18 protein-coding genes are annotated in these 15,672 nt (G+C 34.2%); 10 read left to right on the top strand and 8 right to left on the bottom strand.

Features of this window, described 5'->3' with window-relative positions; translation table 11 throughout:
• Nucleotides 1–8 precede the first annotated feature (8 nt).
• The 3 genes from KZH69_RS12340 to KZH69_RS12350 all read right to left on the bottom strand — a co-directional run bounded on the left by KZH69_RS12340 (nucleotide 9) and on the right by KZH69_RS12350 (nucleotide 1,855).
• Nucleotides 9–554: an RNA polymerase sigma factor gene (locus tag KZH69_RS12340; RefSeq protein ID WP_219317783.1), complete on the bottom strand. Its 546-nt coding sequence runs from the start codon at nucleotides 552–554 to the stop codon at nucleotides 9–11.
• Between the two features lie 19 nt (nucleotides 555–573).
• Nucleotides 574–900 (bottom strand): hypothetical protein, encoded by a 327-nt coding sequence (locus tag KZH69_RS12345; protein ID WP_219317784.1) that lies wholly within the window; start codon nucleotides 898–900, stop codon nucleotides 574–576.
• A gap of 88 nt (nucleotides 901–988) precedes the next feature.
• Nucleotides 989–1,855: a protease complex subunit PrcB family protein gene (locus KZH69_RS12350; protein ID WP_219317785.1), complete on the bottom strand. Its 867-nt coding sequence runs from the start codon at nucleotides 1,853–1,855 to the stop codon at nucleotides 989–991.
• A 186-nt stretch (nucleotides 1,856–2,041) separates the two neighbouring features.
• Between KZH69_RS12350 and KZH69_RS12355 the strand changes: the two genes are divergently transcribed.
• The 3 genes from KZH69_RS12355 to KZH69_RS12365 all read left to right on the top strand — a co-directional run bounded on the left by KZH69_RS12355 (nucleotide 2,042) and on the right by KZH69_RS12365 (nucleotide 4,762).
• Entirely contained in the window at nucleotides 2,042–3,415 is a 1,374-nt protein-coding gene (locus tag KZH69_RS12355) for a DNA recombination protein RmuC (protein ID WP_219317786.1), read from the top strand.
• Nucleotides 3,416–3,467: 52 nt separating this feature from the next.
• Nucleotides 3,468–4,016 carry an acyl-CoA thioesterase gene (locus KZH69_RS12360; RefSeq protein WP_219317787.1) on the top strand — a complete coding sequence of 183 codons (549 nt, stop codon included), beginning with the start codon at nucleotides 3,468–3,470 and terminating at the stop codon, nucleotides 4,014–4,016.
• Between the two features lie 206 nt (nucleotides 4,017–4,222).
• Nucleotides 4,223–4,762, top strand: a complete 540-nt coding sequence (locus tag KZH69_RS12365; RefSeq protein ID WP_219317788.1) for a YceI family protein — start codon at nucleotides 4,223–4,225, stop codon at nucleotides 4,760–4,762.
• A gap of 48 nt (nucleotides 4,763–4,810) precedes the next feature.
• Here the strand turns inward: KZH69_RS12365 and KZH69_RS12370 are convergent, their stop codons facing one another.
• Nucleotides 4,811–5,722 carry a TIGR01777 family oxidoreductase gene (locus KZH69_RS12370; RefSeq protein WP_219317789.1) on the bottom strand — a complete coding sequence of 304 codons (912 nt, stop codon included), beginning with the start codon at nucleotides 5,720–5,722 and terminating at the stop codon, nucleotides 4,811–4,813.
• A gap of 119 nt (nucleotides 5,723–5,841) precedes the next feature.
• Here KZH69_RS12370 and KZH69_RS12375 point away from each other — a divergent pair, with 119 nt between their 5' ends.
• From KZH69_RS12375 to KZH69_RS12405, 7 genes are all read left to right on the top strand, one after another.
• A complete protein-coding gene (locus KZH69_RS12375; RefSeq protein WP_219317790.1) occupies nucleotides 5,842–6,501 on the top strand; it encodes a TetR family transcriptional regulator C-terminal domain-containing protein in 660 nt (219 codons plus the stop codon).
• Nucleotides 6,501–7,808 (top strand): ABC1 kinase family protein, encoded by a 1,308-nt coding sequence (locus tag KZH69_RS12380; protein ID WP_219317791.1) that lies wholly within the window; start codon nucleotides 6,501–6,503, stop codon nucleotides 7,806–7,808. Before KZH69_RS12375 ends, KZH69_RS12380 begins: the two co-directional genes overlap by 1 nt.
• A 4-nt stretch (nucleotides 7,809–7,812) precedes the next feature.
• Nucleotides 7,813–7,947: a DUF2256 domain-containing protein gene (locus KZH69_RS12385; RefSeq protein ID WP_219317792.1), complete on the top strand. Its 135-nt coding sequence runs from the start codon at nucleotides 7,813–7,815 to the stop codon at nucleotides 7,945–7,947.
• Nucleotides 7,948–7,955: 8 nt separating this feature from the next.
• Nucleotides 7,956–9,440 carry a cryptochrome/deoxyribodipyrimidine photo-lyase family protein gene (locus KZH69_RS12390; RefSeq protein ID WP_219317793.1) on the top strand — a complete coding sequence of 495 codons (1,485 nt, stop codon included), beginning with the start codon at nucleotides 7,956–7,958 and terminating at the stop codon, nucleotides 9,438–9,440.
• A gap of 154 nt (nucleotides 9,441–9,594) precedes the next feature.
• The gene (locus KZH69_RS12395) at nucleotides 9,595–9,879 is read left to right on the top strand and encodes a TIGR03643 family protein (protein WP_219317794.1); all 285 of its coding nucleotides are present in this window, start codon (nucleotides 9,595–9,597) and stop codon (nucleotides 9,877–9,879) included.
• A 12-nt stretch (nucleotides 9,880–9,891) separates the two neighbouring features.
• Nucleotides 9,892–10,575 (top strand): SDR family NAD(P)-dependent oxidoreductase, encoded by a 684-nt coding sequence (locus KZH69_RS12400; protein WP_219317795.1) that lies wholly within the window; start codon nucleotides 9,892–9,894, stop codon nucleotides 10,573–10,575.
• 4 nt (nucleotides 10,576–10,579) lie between these two features.
• Nucleotides 10,580–11,998: an SDR family oxidoreductase gene (locus KZH69_RS12405; RefSeq protein WP_219317796.1), complete on the top strand. Its 1,419-nt coding sequence runs from the start codon at nucleotides 10,580–10,582 to the stop codon at nucleotides 11,996–11,998.
• 377 nt (nucleotides 11,999–12,375) lie between these two features.
• Here KZH69_RS12405 and KZH69_RS12410 read toward each other — a convergent pair whose 3' ends face one another.
• From KZH69_RS12410 to KZH69_RS12425, 4 genes are all read right to left on the bottom strand, one after another.
• Nucleotides 12,376–13,671 carry a cryptochrome/photolyase family protein gene (locus KZH69_RS12410; RefSeq protein ID WP_219317797.1) on the bottom strand — a complete coding sequence of 432 codons (1,296 nt, stop codon included), beginning with the start codon at nucleotides 13,669–13,671 and terminating at the stop codon, nucleotides 12,376–12,378.
• Entirely contained in the window at nucleotides 13,671–14,132 is a 462-nt protein-coding gene (locus tag KZH69_RS12415; RefSeq protein ID WP_219317798.1) for an SRPBCC family protein, read from the bottom strand. The genes KZH69_RS12410 and KZH69_RS12415 overlap by 1 nt, the downstream gene beginning before the upstream one ends.
• A 225-nt stretch (nucleotides 14,133–14,357) precedes the next feature.
• Complete coding sequence (locus KZH69_RS12420) at nucleotides 14,358–14,798, bottom strand: sterol desaturase family protein (RefSeq protein WP_219317799.1); 441 nt, start codon at nucleotides 14,796–14,798, stop codon at nucleotides 14,358–14,360.
• Between the two features lie 33 nt (nucleotides 14,799–14,831).
• Nucleotides 14,832–15,671 carry a phytoene/squalene synthase family protein gene (locus KZH69_RS12425; protein ID WP_219317800.1) on the bottom strand — a complete coding sequence of 280 codons (840 nt, stop codon included), beginning with the start codon at nucleotides 15,669–15,671 and terminating at the stop codon, nucleotides 14,832–14,834.
• Nucleotide 15,672: the final 1 nt, after the last annotated feature.

Below are 15,672 nucleotides of genomic sequence, written 5' to 3' on the forward strand. Positions count from 1 at the left end.
ACATACTTTCATGCTATCTTACAATTTAAAACAACCAAAATTCTTTTTTTCAAAATACTCTTGGCTCTATTCAAATTCGATTTGGATGTACCTTCACTTATCTGAAGCAACTTTGCAATTTCCTTGTGTTTCATTTTTTCCAAAACAAACAAATTGAAAACCATTCGGTATTGATCAGGTAATTCTTGAATATATTCTAATAATTTTTCTTGGTCAATTGCAACCAATTCTAACTCTTCTTCCTCTATTATATCGGTATCAAAAACATCTAAGAACAATACATCTTTTTTTCTCTTTTTTAGAGTTTCCAATAATTTATTGATAAAAATACGCTTGATCCAACCTTCAAAACTTCCTTCAAATTTATATTGTTCCATTTTTTGAAAAGCAATTACAAAAGCCTCTTGAAAAACATCTTTGGCATCGTCTTCATTCCGCATGTATTTTAGGCATAATCCATATAATACAGGAGAAAACAGCTGATAAATCTTCAGCTGTGCTTCCCGGTCGTTTTCGACACACTTTTTTATATATAGATCTATGTTTTCTTTCAAGAAATAAGTTTTGAAATCGTTATTTTTTTCTTTTGGTTTCAGCAAAATTAGGATTCACTACTCGATCTTTAAATGCAACTTTTACATTGCTAAAAAGCAAAGTATCATCATTATTATAAATCCCAAAAGTATCTTCAACAAAAATAGGTTTAACTATTGCAACATCATCAAAATTCTTTTTGACAGTTTCACTTTGTCTGAACTCTCCTTCACATGTAAAAATAAAAATTCTCCAAGCCCAACTTTCCATTATTTTCATTTTAGAAATTGGGTAAAAACCAACATTACCGGAAGTGCAAGAGCAGAAACCAAGAACTATAAGAATTACAAAAACTAAATTTTTCATTTCATGAGTATTAATTATTGATGCTGCTTTATTCCAAATTGCTAACTACTGACTTCAAATCATAATAAAGCTTAATAGAAACAATCGTTTATGATTTCGTTTTCAGTTCGGTAATTTTGTCTTGAATTACTTTCTTGAAGAGCATAATATTTTGCGTTTGATCTGTTGAATTATCGGTATCCAAATATATTTTGGTCACAGTTCCAGCTTGACTCCATTCAAAATAAACACCTCCCTGATCATGAGAATCAGGTGCTCCAAATGTTTTGGTTTGTCCTTTTAAAGCTTTAATTTCAGTTGGAATTTTTAAAAGAAAAGCAGCAAAATCATCTTTAAAACCTAATGCTTTATAGCTGTACGGATTAAAATCATATGAATTATAATTTACATTTAAGTAATGCAATACTTTTTCATTATCCATTTTAAAGAATTGCTGGCAATCCGTACCTATACATTCGCCAAAATAAGTTCCCATAACTACATAATCATTTATTTCGTAGGCTTTCTTAAAAAAAATGGGCTTATTCGATTTTGGAAGCACAATATAATCTGCAGGATATGTTATTACTTGAGCTACAATATCCTCTTTTTTGGGTTCTTTCTCAAAATACTCCACTATTATTTGGCAATTGTCTTCGACCACCGATTGTATTTTTATGGTATAACCTCCAGTAGGTTTTGGCCCTGCCAAAAGTCCTAATATTCTTTTCTGGGTAAAATCAGGTAATGCAACATCAAAAGTTTGGCAACTTGTAAAAAGCTTTTGCATTTCTTCATTCGAATTTACAATAATAAAAGAAGGTTGTTTTGGATTTTCTTTCAGAACACCACAATAGCTGAAACTTTGATAAGCAACATTGGTAACATTACCACAATCTACTGTGTTAGTATCTGATAAATCGGTACACGAATAAAAGGATAAAGCGGCAAACAAGACTATAATTAAATTCTTCATATTTTATTTTGATTAGGTTTTATAGTCATAAGATGCTTCAGTTATAAAAAGGTTGCGCAACAATTATCAAAAAATAATTGAAATGTTTATTTACTATTAGATTTAGAATAATTCGTGAAATTTCATTTTTTAAAATTAAGTACTACGTATTAATGCGTACTTTTACTTTTTTTAAAAAGAAAATCTATGTTAACAATTCTTCCTTTATTATTGGTTTTTATTATCGCACTTGCAATAGGCATCTTTATTGGCAAACTCATTTTTTCGGCACGATTTCAGTCAGAAAAAGTAAGCCTGGAAGAGAAATTAATTGCACTGAATTCACAATTGAACCAACAAAAAGAGCAGTTTTTATTGGATAAAAACAGTTTCGAAAAGCAACTGGAATTATCCAATTCTGAAAAAGAGAACATCCGAAACGAGAAAGACAGCTTAGCAATTCAACTTTCTAAAAAAGAAGTTGATTTTGAAAATCTTTGGGAACGCAACAAGGAACAAAAAGAAGAAGTCGAAAAACTTCAAGAAAAATTCACCAAAGAATTTGAGAACCTTGCCAATAAAATATTAGAAGAAAAATCGAATAAATTTACCGAGCAAAACAAAGAAAACATGAAAAATATCTTGTCTCCGCTACAAGATAAAATTCAATTGTTCGAGAAAAAAGTCGAAGACACACACAAAGAAAGCATTGATTATCATGCTGCATTACGCCAACAAATATTGGGCTTACGCGAAATGAATATCCAAATGAGCAAGGAAACCATTAACTTAACCAAAGCTTTAAAAGGCGACAGCAAAATGCAAGGAAACTGGGGAGAACTTGTACTGGAACGTGTACTTGAAAAATCAGGTTTGGAAAAAGGACGCGAATACGAAGTGCAACAAAGCCATACCACCGAAGAAGGGAATCGCGTGTTTCCAGACGTTGTCATCAATTTGCCCGATGGCAAAAAAATGGTGGTTGATTCTAAAGTTTCGCTGACAGCTTACGAAAAATACATTAACGAAGATGATGACGAAGCTTCAAAAGCACGTTATTTAAAAGAACACGTCAATTCGATAAAACTTCATGTAGAACAGTTGGGAAACAAAAATTATCAGGATTTGTACCAAATAGAAAGTCCCGATTTTGTTTTGCTTTTTATTCCTATGGAACCAGCCTTTGCAATAGCGCTCAACGAAGACACTTCTTTATACAATAAGGCTTTCGAAAAAAACATAGTAATTGTAACTCCTTCCACCCTATTGGCTACTTTGCGAACAATTGACAGTATGTGGGCCAACCAAAAGCAACAGGAAAATGCATTTGAAATTGCGCGCCAAGCGGGTGCATTGTATGATAAATTCGAAGGTTTTGTTGCCGATTTAATAAAAATTGGCAAAAAAATAGACGAGAGTAAAGTCGAATATCAAGGTGCCATGAATAAATTGGTGGACGGAAAAGGAAACCTTATTACCAGTGTTGAAAAGCTCAAAAAAATGGGTGCCAAAGCCAAAAAAGCACTTCCGGATAGCATTTTAAAAAGAGCCGAAACCGATGAGACTTCGCTTTTAAATTAATCTACTTTTATTAAAACCAAACCAAAAGACCTCTTTAACCCAAAATAAATCTATGGAAAAAATATATAAAACAGTTGCTTCGTCTCATGTCAGTATCTCTGTATTGATGTTACCTTCCCATACCAATTTTAGCGGAAAAATTCATGGTGGTTATATCCTATCATTGCTGGATCAAATCGCCTTTGCCTGTGGTTCCAAATTTTCAGGAAATTATTGTGTAACAGCCTCGGTAGATACGGTAAACTTTTTGAAACCTATAGAAGTGGGTGAACTCGTAACTATGAAAGCTTCGGTAAATTATGTTGGAAAAAGTTCGATGATTGTGGGTATTAGGGTAGAAGCCGAAAACATCCAAACCGGTTATAAAAAACATTGCAACTCTTCTTATTTTACCATGGTTGCCAAAGACAATGAAGGCAATAGCGTAGCAGTTCCAGGATTAATTTTATCCAATTTTGAAGATATAAAACGTTTCTGCAATTCATTAAAACAAATAGCTCTGAAAAAAGAACGCGATCTACATGAAGAAGTTTTTAACTATTCCTCAAAAGAAACATTGGAAGGATTAAAAAAGTATAATGTCCAGATTAATTTAGATTAATTTTTTTAGATATTATTCCAATAACTTTCTTTCCTAAATTCCTAGATTATAATTTTAAAACTTTAAATATATAGAGGGGTTAAGTTTCTTAATTTGCCAATATGAAAAGTTCAAATCTTTTTATATTGGTTTTTTTGGCGCAATTTTAAGACAATCATCACGAAAAAAATTGTAACTTTAAATAGAACCGATTAATAGAAAAAATTATGAAAAAAATTACTCTATTAGCTTTGTTTTTTGTCTTATACCCCATAATTGCTCAAGAAAAATTAAGTACTTCAAAATGCACTATTTTTTTTGAAGCATCCGTGCCTTTATTTGAAGCAGTTGAAGCCAAAAACGACATGGTAAATTGTACTTTAATTCCAGAGAAAAGTCAAATAAACTTTATTGCTATTATCAAAAATTTCCAATTCAAAAGAGATTTGATGAAAGAACACTTCAATAGCAATTATATGGAGAGTGAACACTACCCTAAAGCTACTTTTAAAGGAATCATCGAAAAATTTGATTTGAAAATTATAACCGAAAAAGAAAAAGATTTTCTAATAAAAGGGAAACTAACAATACATGGGCAAACTAGAATGATTACCGTAAATGCAAAAATCAAAAAAATAGATGATGGCATACAAGTGACCTCTCATTTTACATTGAATACTGACGACTTCAATATCGAAATCCCAAACATTGTAATTGCCAAAATTTCAAAAAATGTGAATACACAAATCGATTGTATTTTAAAATAAAGTTTCAAAAAATCCAAATTCTGCATCCAAAATTCTGCAATCTAAAATCTACTTCAAACAGTCTTTCAATGCACTTTTAAGATTTCTAAATTGAAATCTAAATCCTAAACTTTTTATTTTATCCGAAGAAACTCTCCTTCCTGTCAAAACAATGGCAGCCATTTCTCCCATTCCTAATCGAATTAAAAAAGCAGGAACATTGGGTAACCAAATCGAATAACCCAGAGAACTTGCCAATGCCTTAGAAAAAATTAAGTTGGTAGTACTGTCATTGATAGTAGCATTATAAGCTCCTGTCATTTTTTCGTTTTCAATGGCTTCTATATACATCATGCACAAATCTTGTATATGAATCCAAGGCATATATTGTTTGCCTGATCCCAAAGCACTACCCAAGCGACGTTTGAAAATCGGAGTAAGTTTTTTTAATATACCTTCATCTTTACCCAAAACTAAACCGGTTCGAATTTTTACGGTTCGAATACCCAAACCTGCCATCAAATCTGCTGATTTTTCCCATTCTTGACAAGTTGTTCCAATAAAGTCATTCGCAGGCAAAGTATTCTCAGTACATATACCTTCACCATTAATCGCGCCGTAAAAACCTATTCCTGAAGCAGAAACAAAAGCTTCGATTCTTTTATTATACTTTTTCAAAACGCTATAAATCAATTGAGCCGATTGCGTCCTGCTTTCCCTGATTTCAGCTTTTCGCTTTGCAGTCCATTTTTTTTCGGCAATATTCTCTCCTGCCAAATGAATGATATAATCTGCCTTGGCTACAGCAGCTTCCTCAATATTTTGACTTGTTACATCCCAAATATAGTAGGTCACTCCCTCTGTATTTGGTTTACTATTTCGGGTAAGTATTGAAACAGAATAGCCTCTTTCCAACAATATTTTGGTCAATTTTTTACCAATAAATCCAGTACCTCCAGTTATTAAAACATTTTGCTTCATTACTTTATAAATTAGGGGCAATCAATTAAAACTATACAAATATAAGTTAATATTTTGTTTAATGATATTAATGATACGTTAAACATTATTACCTTTATACACAAATAAAACTTAAAAACATGGCAACTAAAAAAATATCATTATCTAAAGACCTCATTGTGTCAATGTATATGAACTATACTTTAGAACATAATGAAAAACCAAAATCTGTATTTCATTTTTCAAAAATAAATGGTTTTACAGAAGCCGAATTCTATACTTTTTTTGGTACACTGGAAAGTATCGAAAAAGAAATATTCGACATCTTTTTTGACAAAACAATTGAACTCTTGCAGAAAGACGATAATTACGAAAGTTACGACATGAAAACCAAACTCTTGAGTTTTTACTTTACTTTCTTCGAATTAATTACCGCCAACAGAAGTTACGTAGTAATGACTTTGAAACAGCATCAAAATCAATTGAAAAACCTAATGATCTTGTCCGAGTTTAGAAATAAATTTAAAGACTACATCTCTGAAATAATCACAGATGATTTCCGAATTAAAATTGAAAAATTACAGCAATACCAGGAAAAAGTATTGACCGAATCGTTTTGGATTCAATTTCTACTAACCTTAAAATTTTGGACGGAAGATTCCTCACCTTCGTTTGAAAAAACGGATATCTACATCGAAAAATCAGTAAAAGTTTCCTTCGAATTAATAGACGTAACACCAATAGACAGCTTAATTGATTTTGGAAAATTCATTTTCAAAGAAAAAATAAACAACAAATAATGAAAACGATAAACTACATACCAACTTCCAAAATCGAAAGAGCTTCAAAACTTGTACAAACCGGTGCCAAAGTGGGCGTAAACTATTTGAAGTATTATGGAGAAAAAATGGTCAATTCTGATTTGACTCGGGACAAACTCAACGAAAATAATGCCGAAGATATTTATGATGGCCTGAAGAGTTTAAAAGGAAGCGCGCTCAAAGTAGCTCAAATGCTGAGCATGGATAAAAGTTTCTTACCACAAGCGTATGTGGAGAAATTTTCGTTGTCTCAATTTTCAGTGCCTCCACTTTCGGCTCCATTGGTTTTAAAAACCTTTAAAAGCAACTTAGGAAAAACACCCTATGAAATTTTTGACGAATTCAATGCTAATTCGGTTAATGCGGCCAGTATTGGTCAAGTACATATTGCCATGAAAAACGGTAAAAAACTAGCCGTAAAAATTCAATATCCCGGCGTTGCCAACAGTATTTCTTCGGATTTGGCCTTGGTAAAACCCATTGCGATCCGAATGTTTAATCTGCAAGGAAAAGACTCCGATAAATATTTCAAGGAAGTCGAAGATAAATTGATTGAAGAAACCAATTATCTATTGGAGCTTGAACAAAGTCAAGAAGTGGTTGCTGCATGCAAAAAAATAGAACATTTAGTTTTTCCTGAATATTACCAAGAGTTCTCTTCCGAGAAAATCATCACTATGGATTGGATGACAGGAATTCATCTTTCTGAATTTACTGCCAAAAACGAAAATCAAGCATTGGGCAATCAACTGGGACAAGCATTATGGGATTTTTATATGTATCAAATTCATATTTTGAGAAAAGTCCATGCCGACCCACATCCCGGCAATTTTTTGGTGAATGATAATCATCAATTGGTCGCTTTGGATTTTGGTTGCATGAAAAAAATACCAAATGATTTTTACATTCCGTATTTTGAATTGGTTGACCCAAAAATACTCAACAACCCAAAATTGTTCAATAAAAAACTTTTTGAATTAGAAATCCTAAGAACGGATGATTCTGCAGAAGAAATTGTCTATTTCACTCAAATGTTTTATGATTTATTGTCTCTTTTCACCCAGCCTTTTCAGGGAGAAACCTTTGATTTTTCGGATCCGGAATTTTTTGGAAATATTGCACAACTCGGAGAACGATTTTCAAAAGACACCAACTTAAAAAAAATGAACGGTAATCGTGGTTCCAAACATTTTATCTATATGAACCGAACCTTTTTTGGCTTGTACAATTTGCTTTTTGATTTGAAAGCCAATATTGTAGTGAATCAATATAAAAAATACGAATAGCAATTTGAAAAAATCTGAGTTACCCTCTAAAATCTGTTTGATTTGTAAACGTCCTTTTAATTGGCGTAAAAAATGGACTGACATTTGGAATGATGTGAAATATTGCAGTGAAAAATGCAGAAGAAATAAAAACCATTAGCAAAAAAAATGAATACTACTAAAAGTCATATCAATATTGTTTGGTTCAAAAGAAATCTACGTTTGCAAGACAACGAAGCCATTTTCAATGCCATACAGTCCAATAAACCAACTTTGTTGTTATATGTTTTTGAGAATTCATTACAAAATGATGGCCATTACAGCGAGAGACATTGGAACTTTATCAAACAATCCATTCAAGACATCAACCAGCAACTTGTTCCTTTCAATACAAAAATTCTAAGCGTTACTGGTGAAGTGATTTCAATAATCAATTCCATTCAAGAAATTTACAAAATAGACACTGTATTTTCTCATCAGGAGACAGGTATCAGAATCACTTACGAAAGAGACAAATCCTTTAAACGCTTTTGCAAAAACAATGTCATCCAATGGAAAGAAAATATCAATAATGGCATCTTTAGAGGATTAGAAAACAGAAAAAATTGGGTGCGTCTTTGGGAAGATTACATGAATTCCAAACAATTTACTTTTGAGCCGACTCCCCAAAATTTCTTAGCTCTTGACAACATTCAACTTTTAGAAAATAGTTTCGAAACTGTTTCAATGGAAACTACCCCAAATGATGTTTTTCAAAAAGGAGGCAGTACAATGGCAAATAAATATTTAGAAAGTTTTTTTTCCAATCGGTATTTGGATTACAGCCGCAATATTTCAAAACCTTTATTAGCCAGAAAAAGTTGCAGCCGTTTATCTCCTTATATCGCTTGGGGGAATTTATCTTCGAGACAAGTATTGCAACAAGCCGCCAATTTTCGATTCATCAGTAATGACAAAAAACAAATTGACTCTTTTGTCTCCAGATTAACATGGCAAGCCCATTTCATTCAGAAATTTGAAATGGAAGAAATCATGGAATTTGAAAGCGTAAACAAAGGATACCATACTTTAAAAAAGAAAATAAACAATTCTTATATCCAAGCTTGGCAAACAGGACAAACAGGATTCCCAATAATAGACGCTTGTATGCGATGTCTGAATGAAACCGGCTATTTGAATTTTAGAATGCGTGCTATGGTCGTTTCCTTTTTTACCCATAATCTCTGGCAACCCTGGCAAGAAGCCACCCAACATCTATCCCAAATGTTTTTGGATTTTGAACCTGGGATTCATTTTCCGCAATTGCAAATGCAGGCAGGAGAAACAGGAATCAACATGTTGCGCATCTACAATCCATTAAAAAATAGTTTAGAACACGATCCCAATGCAGAATTTATAAAAAAATGGGTTCCGGAATTAAGGGATCTGCCTATTCCTTTTGCACACAATCCATCAAAAATGACTTTTTTAGATCAAAAGTTTTGCAATTTTGATTTAGGAGTTGATTATCCAAAACCCATCGTTAATATAGACAGAACTAGAAAACATGCGAGCGATTTTTTGTGGAATATGAAAAAAAATCCGCTGGTGAAAGAAGAAAACAACAGAATCTTAAAACTACACACTATGGCTGATGTTGGAGATAGTGATTGAAATTTATAATTATAATACAATGACATATAATAAATAGTTTTTTATCAAGTTGAGCGCAGTCGAGACTCGGCAGTTAATCTCGACTGCGCTCGATTTGACAACTTTAAATGATTTGGTTATATCGCAATTAAACTACAATAGTAAATTTTTTAATATGAATTCAAAAATCACTCTAACACCAATAGAAATTGACCGAATCATAGAAATGGCTTGGGAAGACCGAACCACTTTTGATGCAATTCATATCCAATTTGGATTAAAAGAACAAGAAGTAATCAACCTCATGCGTACCGAAATGAAACCCTCCAGTTTCAAAATGTGGCGCGAACGCGTGCAAGGCCGAAAAACAAAACACGAGAAATTAAGAAACTTCCAAGAAGGTCGCTTCAAATGTTCGAGACAAAGACAAATCAATAACAATAAAATAGCAAAAAGATAATTTAAGAAAAATATGCGAAACATAGTAATCATTGGCGGCAGCAAAGGAATTGGAAGTGCTATCCTATTGCAACAATTGGAGAACAACAAAGTGTACAACATCAGTCGGACTGCTCCTGACATCACACATCCCAACTTAATACATTATCCCCTTTCGATTCTTGAAGGCGATTTGCCTCAAATTGAAGAAGTAGATGTTCTTATCTATTGCCCAGGTTCGATTACGCTAAAACCTATTTTGAGTTTGAATCTGGACGATTTTCGAAATGATTTTGAAATCAACGTTATTGGTGCTGTAAAAGCGATTCAGAAATATTTACCTGCCTTAAAAAAAGGGAACAATCCTTCGATTGTATTGTTTAGCACCGTTGCCGCCAAACTAGGAATGCCTTTTCACGCCAGTATCGCTACCGCAAAAGCAGGAATAGAAGGCTTGGTAAAATCCCTTGGCGCCGAATTGGCTTCGGTGGTTCGTGTAAATGCCATTGCTCCTACCATTACCGAAACTTCGCTTTCGGCCAATATCCTCAGAAACGATCGCATGAAAGAAAACATGATGGAACGCCACCCAATGAAAAGTTATTTGAAACCCAATGAAGTAGCCGAAATGGCGAATTACTTAATCTCCGAAAATGCCAAATCCATTTCGGGTCAAGTTTTTGAAATGGATTATGGAATCACAAGTTTTAAATTGTAAGTACATGAAAATTCTTTTAACAGGAGCAACAGGATATGTAGGCAAACGACTATTGCCGATTTTGGTAGAACAAGGCCATGATGTTATTTGCTGTGTTCGAGACAAACAACGTTTTTTTTGTCCAAAAGAATTTGAAAAAAACGTGACAATAATCGAAGTTGATTTTTTAAAAAAAGAAACTTTAGAAAATATCCCCAAAGACATCGATGCCGCTTATTATTTAATCCATTCCATGTCCGGTTCGGCCAGTAATTATGATGAATTGGAACATCTTTCGGCTGAAAATTTTGTTGAGAGAGTCAATCAGACAAATGCCAAACAAGTCATCTATTTAAGCGGAATTGTTAACGACCAATCACTTTCCAAACATCTTTCGTCCCGAAAAGCGGTAGAAGAGGTTTTGAATAGGGGAACCTTTGCCACGACCACATTGAGGGCGGGAATTATAGTGGGTTCCGGCAGTGCTTCCTTTGAAATTATTCGGGATTTAGTTCAAAAATTACCGATAATGGTTACCCCAAAATGGCTCAATACCAAATGCCAACCCATAGCCATTGGTGATGTTTTGGATTTTTTGACAAAATCACTTTTGAATCCATTAACTTACAATCAAAGTTTTGATATTGGCGGTCCAGATATTCTCACTTATAAAGAAATGCTTTTGGGTTTTGCAAAAGCCATTCATCTCAAAAGATATATTTACACCATACCCGTAATGACACCCAAATTATCCTCCTATTGGCTGTACTTTGTAACCTCAACCTCTTATAAATTAGCATCTGCATTGGTGAGCAGTATGAAAGTCGAAGTCATTTGTCGAGACAACAGCATCAACACTATTTTGAATAGCACTCCCATGACATATGAAATAGCACTTTCAAAAGCTTTGGTAAAAATAGACAATGACACTATAATTTCGAGTTGGAAAGATTCCATGATAAGTGGTCAATTCATCGGAAATGTTGGAGATTATCTCAAAGTGCCCAAGAAAAACTGTTTTATCGACCGTAGAAAAATGGTTATTCAGAACCGAGCTTTTACCATCAACCAAATTTGGTCCATTGGTGGTGAAACCGGTTGGTATTACGGTGATTGGTTGTGGGATTTACGCGGATTCATCGATAAGCTTTTTGGAGGTGTCGGTTCACGTAGAGGGCGCACCAACAAACACGATATTCATGCTGGCGATGCACTAGATTTTTGGCGGGTTTTGTATGCCAACAAAGACGAAGGTAAACTCATTCTCTATGCCGAAATGAAACTACCCGGCGAAGCTTGGCTCGAGTTCAAAATCATCAACAACACTCTATACCAATCGGCAACATTTAGACCCGAAGGCATTTGGGGAAAATTATATTGGTATTCTGTTTTGCCTTTTCACGGATTTATTTTTAAGGGAATGCTCAATAAGTTGATTCGATAATTATTCATTTGATTCAAAATAAACATTCATCTCTAAAATAATTTGGTGGTGCCACCATCAGGAAAAGGGGCCAACTTATAGCAACGCTTACTTGCCCCCTTTCCCTAATGCTGTCGGGCTATCCATGCTACTTCGGTAGCTTATTTCTATCCCTCACCCAAAATAGCTTTAAGAAAAACGACACTATTATTTTTCATAAAAAATGAGTTGCAATTGTTCCAGTTTTAAATTGCCTCCAGCTTTAGCTGGAGAAATGAAATTGTAATGACAGACATGGCTTTAGCCAAAATATTTTGCTGTTTTGGCTAAAGCTTAATTCTATATTCATTTATTTTCCTCAAGCTAAAGCTGGAGGCAATTAAAAATGTATATAAAAATCACTTCAAAATTCCCGCTTTATAAGTAGCAATAGCTCTATCTCTAGCAAAGGCATGTTCAATCATTGGCTCCCCATAACCCAAATCAAATTCGGGAATCCATTTGCGGATGTACACTCCTTTTTCGTCAAATTTTTTGAGTTGGATATCGGGATTAAAAACCCGGAAATAAGGTGCGGCATCACAACCCGTTCCTGCTGCCCATTGCCAATTGCCAACGTTAGCTGACAAATCATAATCCAATAGTTTTTCGGCAAAATAAGCTTCGCCCCATTGCCAATTAATTAGTAAATGTTTGCATAGAAAACTCGCTACGACCATACGTACCCTATTGTGCATATACCCCGTTGCATTGAGCTGGCGCATTCCTGCATCGACCATAGGATAACCCGTGGTTCCTGAACACCAACGTTTGAAATCTTCCTCATTATTGCGCCACTGAATGCCATCATAAGCCGATTTAAAATTATGGCTGACAACCTTAGGAAAGCTAAACAGGATTTGCATAAAAAATTCCCTCCATATCAATTCGCTCAAAAAAACATCATTTTTCCGAACTGCCCAATTCACTAATTTACGTATGCTAACTGTTCCAAAACGCAAATGAGGTGACAAATACGAAGTACTGTCAACTGCAGGAAAATCTCTGGTTTCATGGTAATTCGCAATTTGTGTAAGGTTGTGCAATTGCACTTTTATGTTGCTTTCCTCAAAACCTATTTGCTCTAAAGTGGGAAAATCAAAATTGCTTTTGTGAAAATTAGAGAAATAACTTTGAGTATCATATTCCGGAAGCGGTGCGATCGATTTGTATTTTTCCAACCATTTATTCTTGTATGGCGTGTAAATAGTATAGGGTAAACCATCCGCTTTGGCAATTTCGAGTTCTTCAAAAATGACTTGGTCTTTGAAAGAAAAACACATCGAGTTGTTTTCTTTTGCTAATGCATTAATCGTCAAATCTCTCCTTATAGCGTAGGGTTCATAATCTTTATTGTAAAAAACTTCCGAAATGTCAAATTCATCTAAAAGAGATTCCCAAACCGCTTTTGTAGTTCCGTTTTTGATTAAAAGAGAACTGCCAATGGCATTGAGTTGTGCATTTATTTTTTGAAGCGAATCATGTATAAAGCCAACGCGAGCATCGTTTATGGGTAAACTATTCAAAATATCGATATCGAAAATAAACAAGGCAATGACAGGATATTTGGATTGTAAAGCATGATACAACGCTACATTATCCTCGAGACGCAAATCGCGTCGGAACCAAAAAATGGATACTTTTTGTTTTGACATTATTTTGAATTAAAAAGCTGATCCACTTTAATACAACGGTAATCAAAGATTTCTTTTAGTTTGTTTTTAACGATTAAGGCATTCATGAGTCGCCCCAGGAATCCTAAAGGCAAGGCATAATGTACGATATCGGTCATTTTGACTCCAGTTGGGGTTGCTTCAAAAAAATGTTTGTGGTGCCAAAAACTATAAGGACCAAAACGCTGTTCGTCTATAAAATAAGATTTGTCTTTTACTTGACTAATTTCAGTAGTCCAACTTATTTTTAGACCCAAAAGTGGAGATACTTTGTATTGAATTATTTGTCCCGCATACATGGATTGATTGTCAAAATCAGTAATTTGAAACCCCATGGTTTCTGGTGTTATCTTTTGCAAATTACTTGGACTGGAAAAAAAAGCCCAACATTCCTCAAGAGTAGCATTTACATGCTGAACAGTTTCTTTTTTATATACTTTCATTTTTTGTGTTAATTTATGGTGGGATGAATTGTACCAAAATATCTTCTTGAAATGCAGTCTGCCTTTTGCATGAGGGATAAAAGTGGAGCTCTTTTGGTATTGGGCATTTTTTTCGCCCAATACCAAAAAGCGGGAACGAATAGCCCGACCTTATTGAGTAAAGGGGCTTCTATGCGTAATTATCGTTTAGCCCCTTTACTCAAGGAGGTCATGCCCTAATTATTTTTATATTTTATAGTATTTAAAAGGCACGAATAGCATTCCGAAACATTCTCCATGTTCCTTTCCAAGGTGTTTATGGTGTACCTTATGGGCTTTTCGAAGGCCTATTAGATACTTATTTTTGGTGTTTTTAAACCATTTGAATCGTTGGTGAATCAATACGTCGTGTATCATAAAATAGGAAAAACCATAGGCCGTGATGCCGAGGGCGATGAAAAACAAATAATTCATTCCGCCCTGCACCCCAAAATAGAACAGAACGATGCTAGGAAGGGCAAAAATCACAAAAAATATGTCGTTACGCTCGAAGGTGTGCGCGTATTTGGGTTGGTGATGATCGGCGTGAAAATACCACATAAGCCCGTGCATGATGTACTTATGTGTGAGCCAAGTAACACATTCCATGACTAAAAAAACGCCTAAAAATATCAAAAAGGAAATCATATTGTTTTTATTAAATTAAAATCATTCTGCTTTTTATACTAATTTTAACTTGTAGGATACAAATGACTGCGCCAATAATCCTGCTTTTGAATAATTGGAAACTCTAATTCGAGTATTTCCTATTTCATGACAAGGGGTATGAGCCAGTTTTTTGAGCAGTTTTTTGTAATACACATAGGCAGTGTACACTCCGAACTTGGCCTCCAAAGGCAGTTTTATTATTCCTTGATAGGCTTCATTAAAATCTTCCTCGATTTCCTCGATGATTATTTTTTTGGATTTTTCATCGAAAGATTTTAAATCAACACCAGGGAAATAGTTACGGTTTAGTACTAAATTATCATCTTTTAAATCCCTCAAGAAATTTACTTTTTGAAAAGCAGAACCCAATCGCATGGCCTGGTCTTTTAACTGATTGTATTTTACATCATCACCTTTGACAAAAACTTTGAGACACATTAATCCCACTACATCGGCGGATCCGTAAATATACTCGTTGTATTCCTCTTTGCTGTGATAATCGGATTTGAATAAATCTAGTTTCATGCTTTTGAGAAATGATTGCACCATGTCATCAGTAATATTGTATTCTTTAACCGTTTGCTGAAAGGAGTTCAGAATCGGATTCAAACTGATGCCTGATTTCATGGCTTTGTAATACTCGGTTTCAAAGTCATTGATTAGATTTTCTTTGTCGTAGCCGTGAAACGAGTCAACAATTTCATCTGCAAAACGTACAAATCCATAGATGCTGTAAATGGCATCGCGTATGCTAGGCGCCAACATATAAACCGCCATAGAAAACGAAGTACTGTAATTTTTGGTGACTAATTTACTGCACTTGAAGGATACATCATCAAATAATTGCTTCATA

The sequence above is a fragment of the Flavobacterium taihuense genome (assembly GCF_019351435.1).
Classification (GTDB): Bacteria; Bacteroidota; Bacteroidia; order Flavobacteriales; family Flavobacteriaceae; genus Flavobacterium; species Flavobacterium taihuense.

Bases quoted from the DNA above. Each gene is read 5' to 3' on its own strand.
- KZH69_RS12370 (WP_219317789.1), bottom strand. From the start codon at position 5,722: ATGAAGCAAAATGTTTTAATAACTGGAGGTACTGGATTTATTGGTAAA.
- KZH69_RS12355 (WP_219317786.1), top strand. From the start codon at position 2,042: ATGTTAACAATTCTTCCTTTATTATTGGTTTTTATTATCGCACTTGCA.
- KZH69_RS12395 (WP_219317794.1), top strand. From the start codon at position 9,595: ATGAATTCAAAAATCACTCTAACACCAATAGAAATTGACCGAATCATA.
- KZH69_RS12420 (WP_219317799.1), bottom strand. From the start codon at position 14,798: ATGATTTCCTTTTTGATATTTTTAGGCGTTTTTTTAGTCATGGAATGT.
- KZH69_RS12380 (WP_219317791.1), top strand. From the start codon at position 6,501: ATGAAAACGATAAACTACATACCAACTTCCAAAATCGAAAGAGCTTCA.
- KZH69_RS12350 (WP_219317785.1), bottom strand. From the start codon at position 1,855: ATGAAGAATTTAATTATAGTCTTGTTTGCCGCTTTATCCTTTTATTCG.
- KZH69_RS12390 (WP_219317793.1), top strand. From the start codon at position 7,956: ATGAATACTACTAAAAGTCATATCAATATTGTTTGGTTCAAAAGAAAT.
- KZH69_RS12345 (WP_219317784.1), bottom strand. From the start codon at position 900: ATGAAAAATTTAGTTTTTGTAATTCTTATAGTTCTTGGTTTCTGCTCT.
- KZH69_RS12365 (WP_219317788.1), top strand. From the start codon at position 4,223: ATGAAAAAAATTACTCTATTAGCTTTGTTTTTTGTCTTATACCCCATA.
- KZH69_RS12415 (WP_219317798.1), bottom strand. From the start codon at position 14,132: ATGAAAGTATATAAAAAAGAAACTGTTCAGCATGTAAATGCTACTCTT.
- KZH69_RS12400 (WP_219317795.1), top strand. From the start codon at position 9,892: ATGCGAAACATAGTAATCATTGGCGGCAGCAAAGGAATTGGAAGTGCT.
- KZH69_RS12375 (WP_219317790.1), top strand. From the start codon at position 5,842: ATGGCAACTAAAAAAATATCATTATCTAAAGACCTCATTGTGTCAATG.
- KZH69_RS12405 (WP_219317796.1), top strand. From the start codon at position 10,580: ATGAAAATTCTTTTAACAGGAGCAACAGGATATGTAGGCAAACGACTA.
- KZH69_RS12425 (WP_219317800.1), bottom strand. From the start codon at position 15,671: ATGAAGCAATTATTTGATGATGTATCCTTCAAGTGCAGTAAATTAGTC.
- KZH69_RS12360 (WP_219317787.1), top strand. From the start codon at position 3,468: ATGGAAAAAATATATAAAACAGTTGCTTCGTCTCATGTCAGTATCTCT.
- KZH69_RS12410 (WP_219317797.1), bottom strand. From the start codon at position 13,671: ATGTCAAAACAAAAAGTATCCATTTTTTGGTTCCGACGCGATTTGCGT.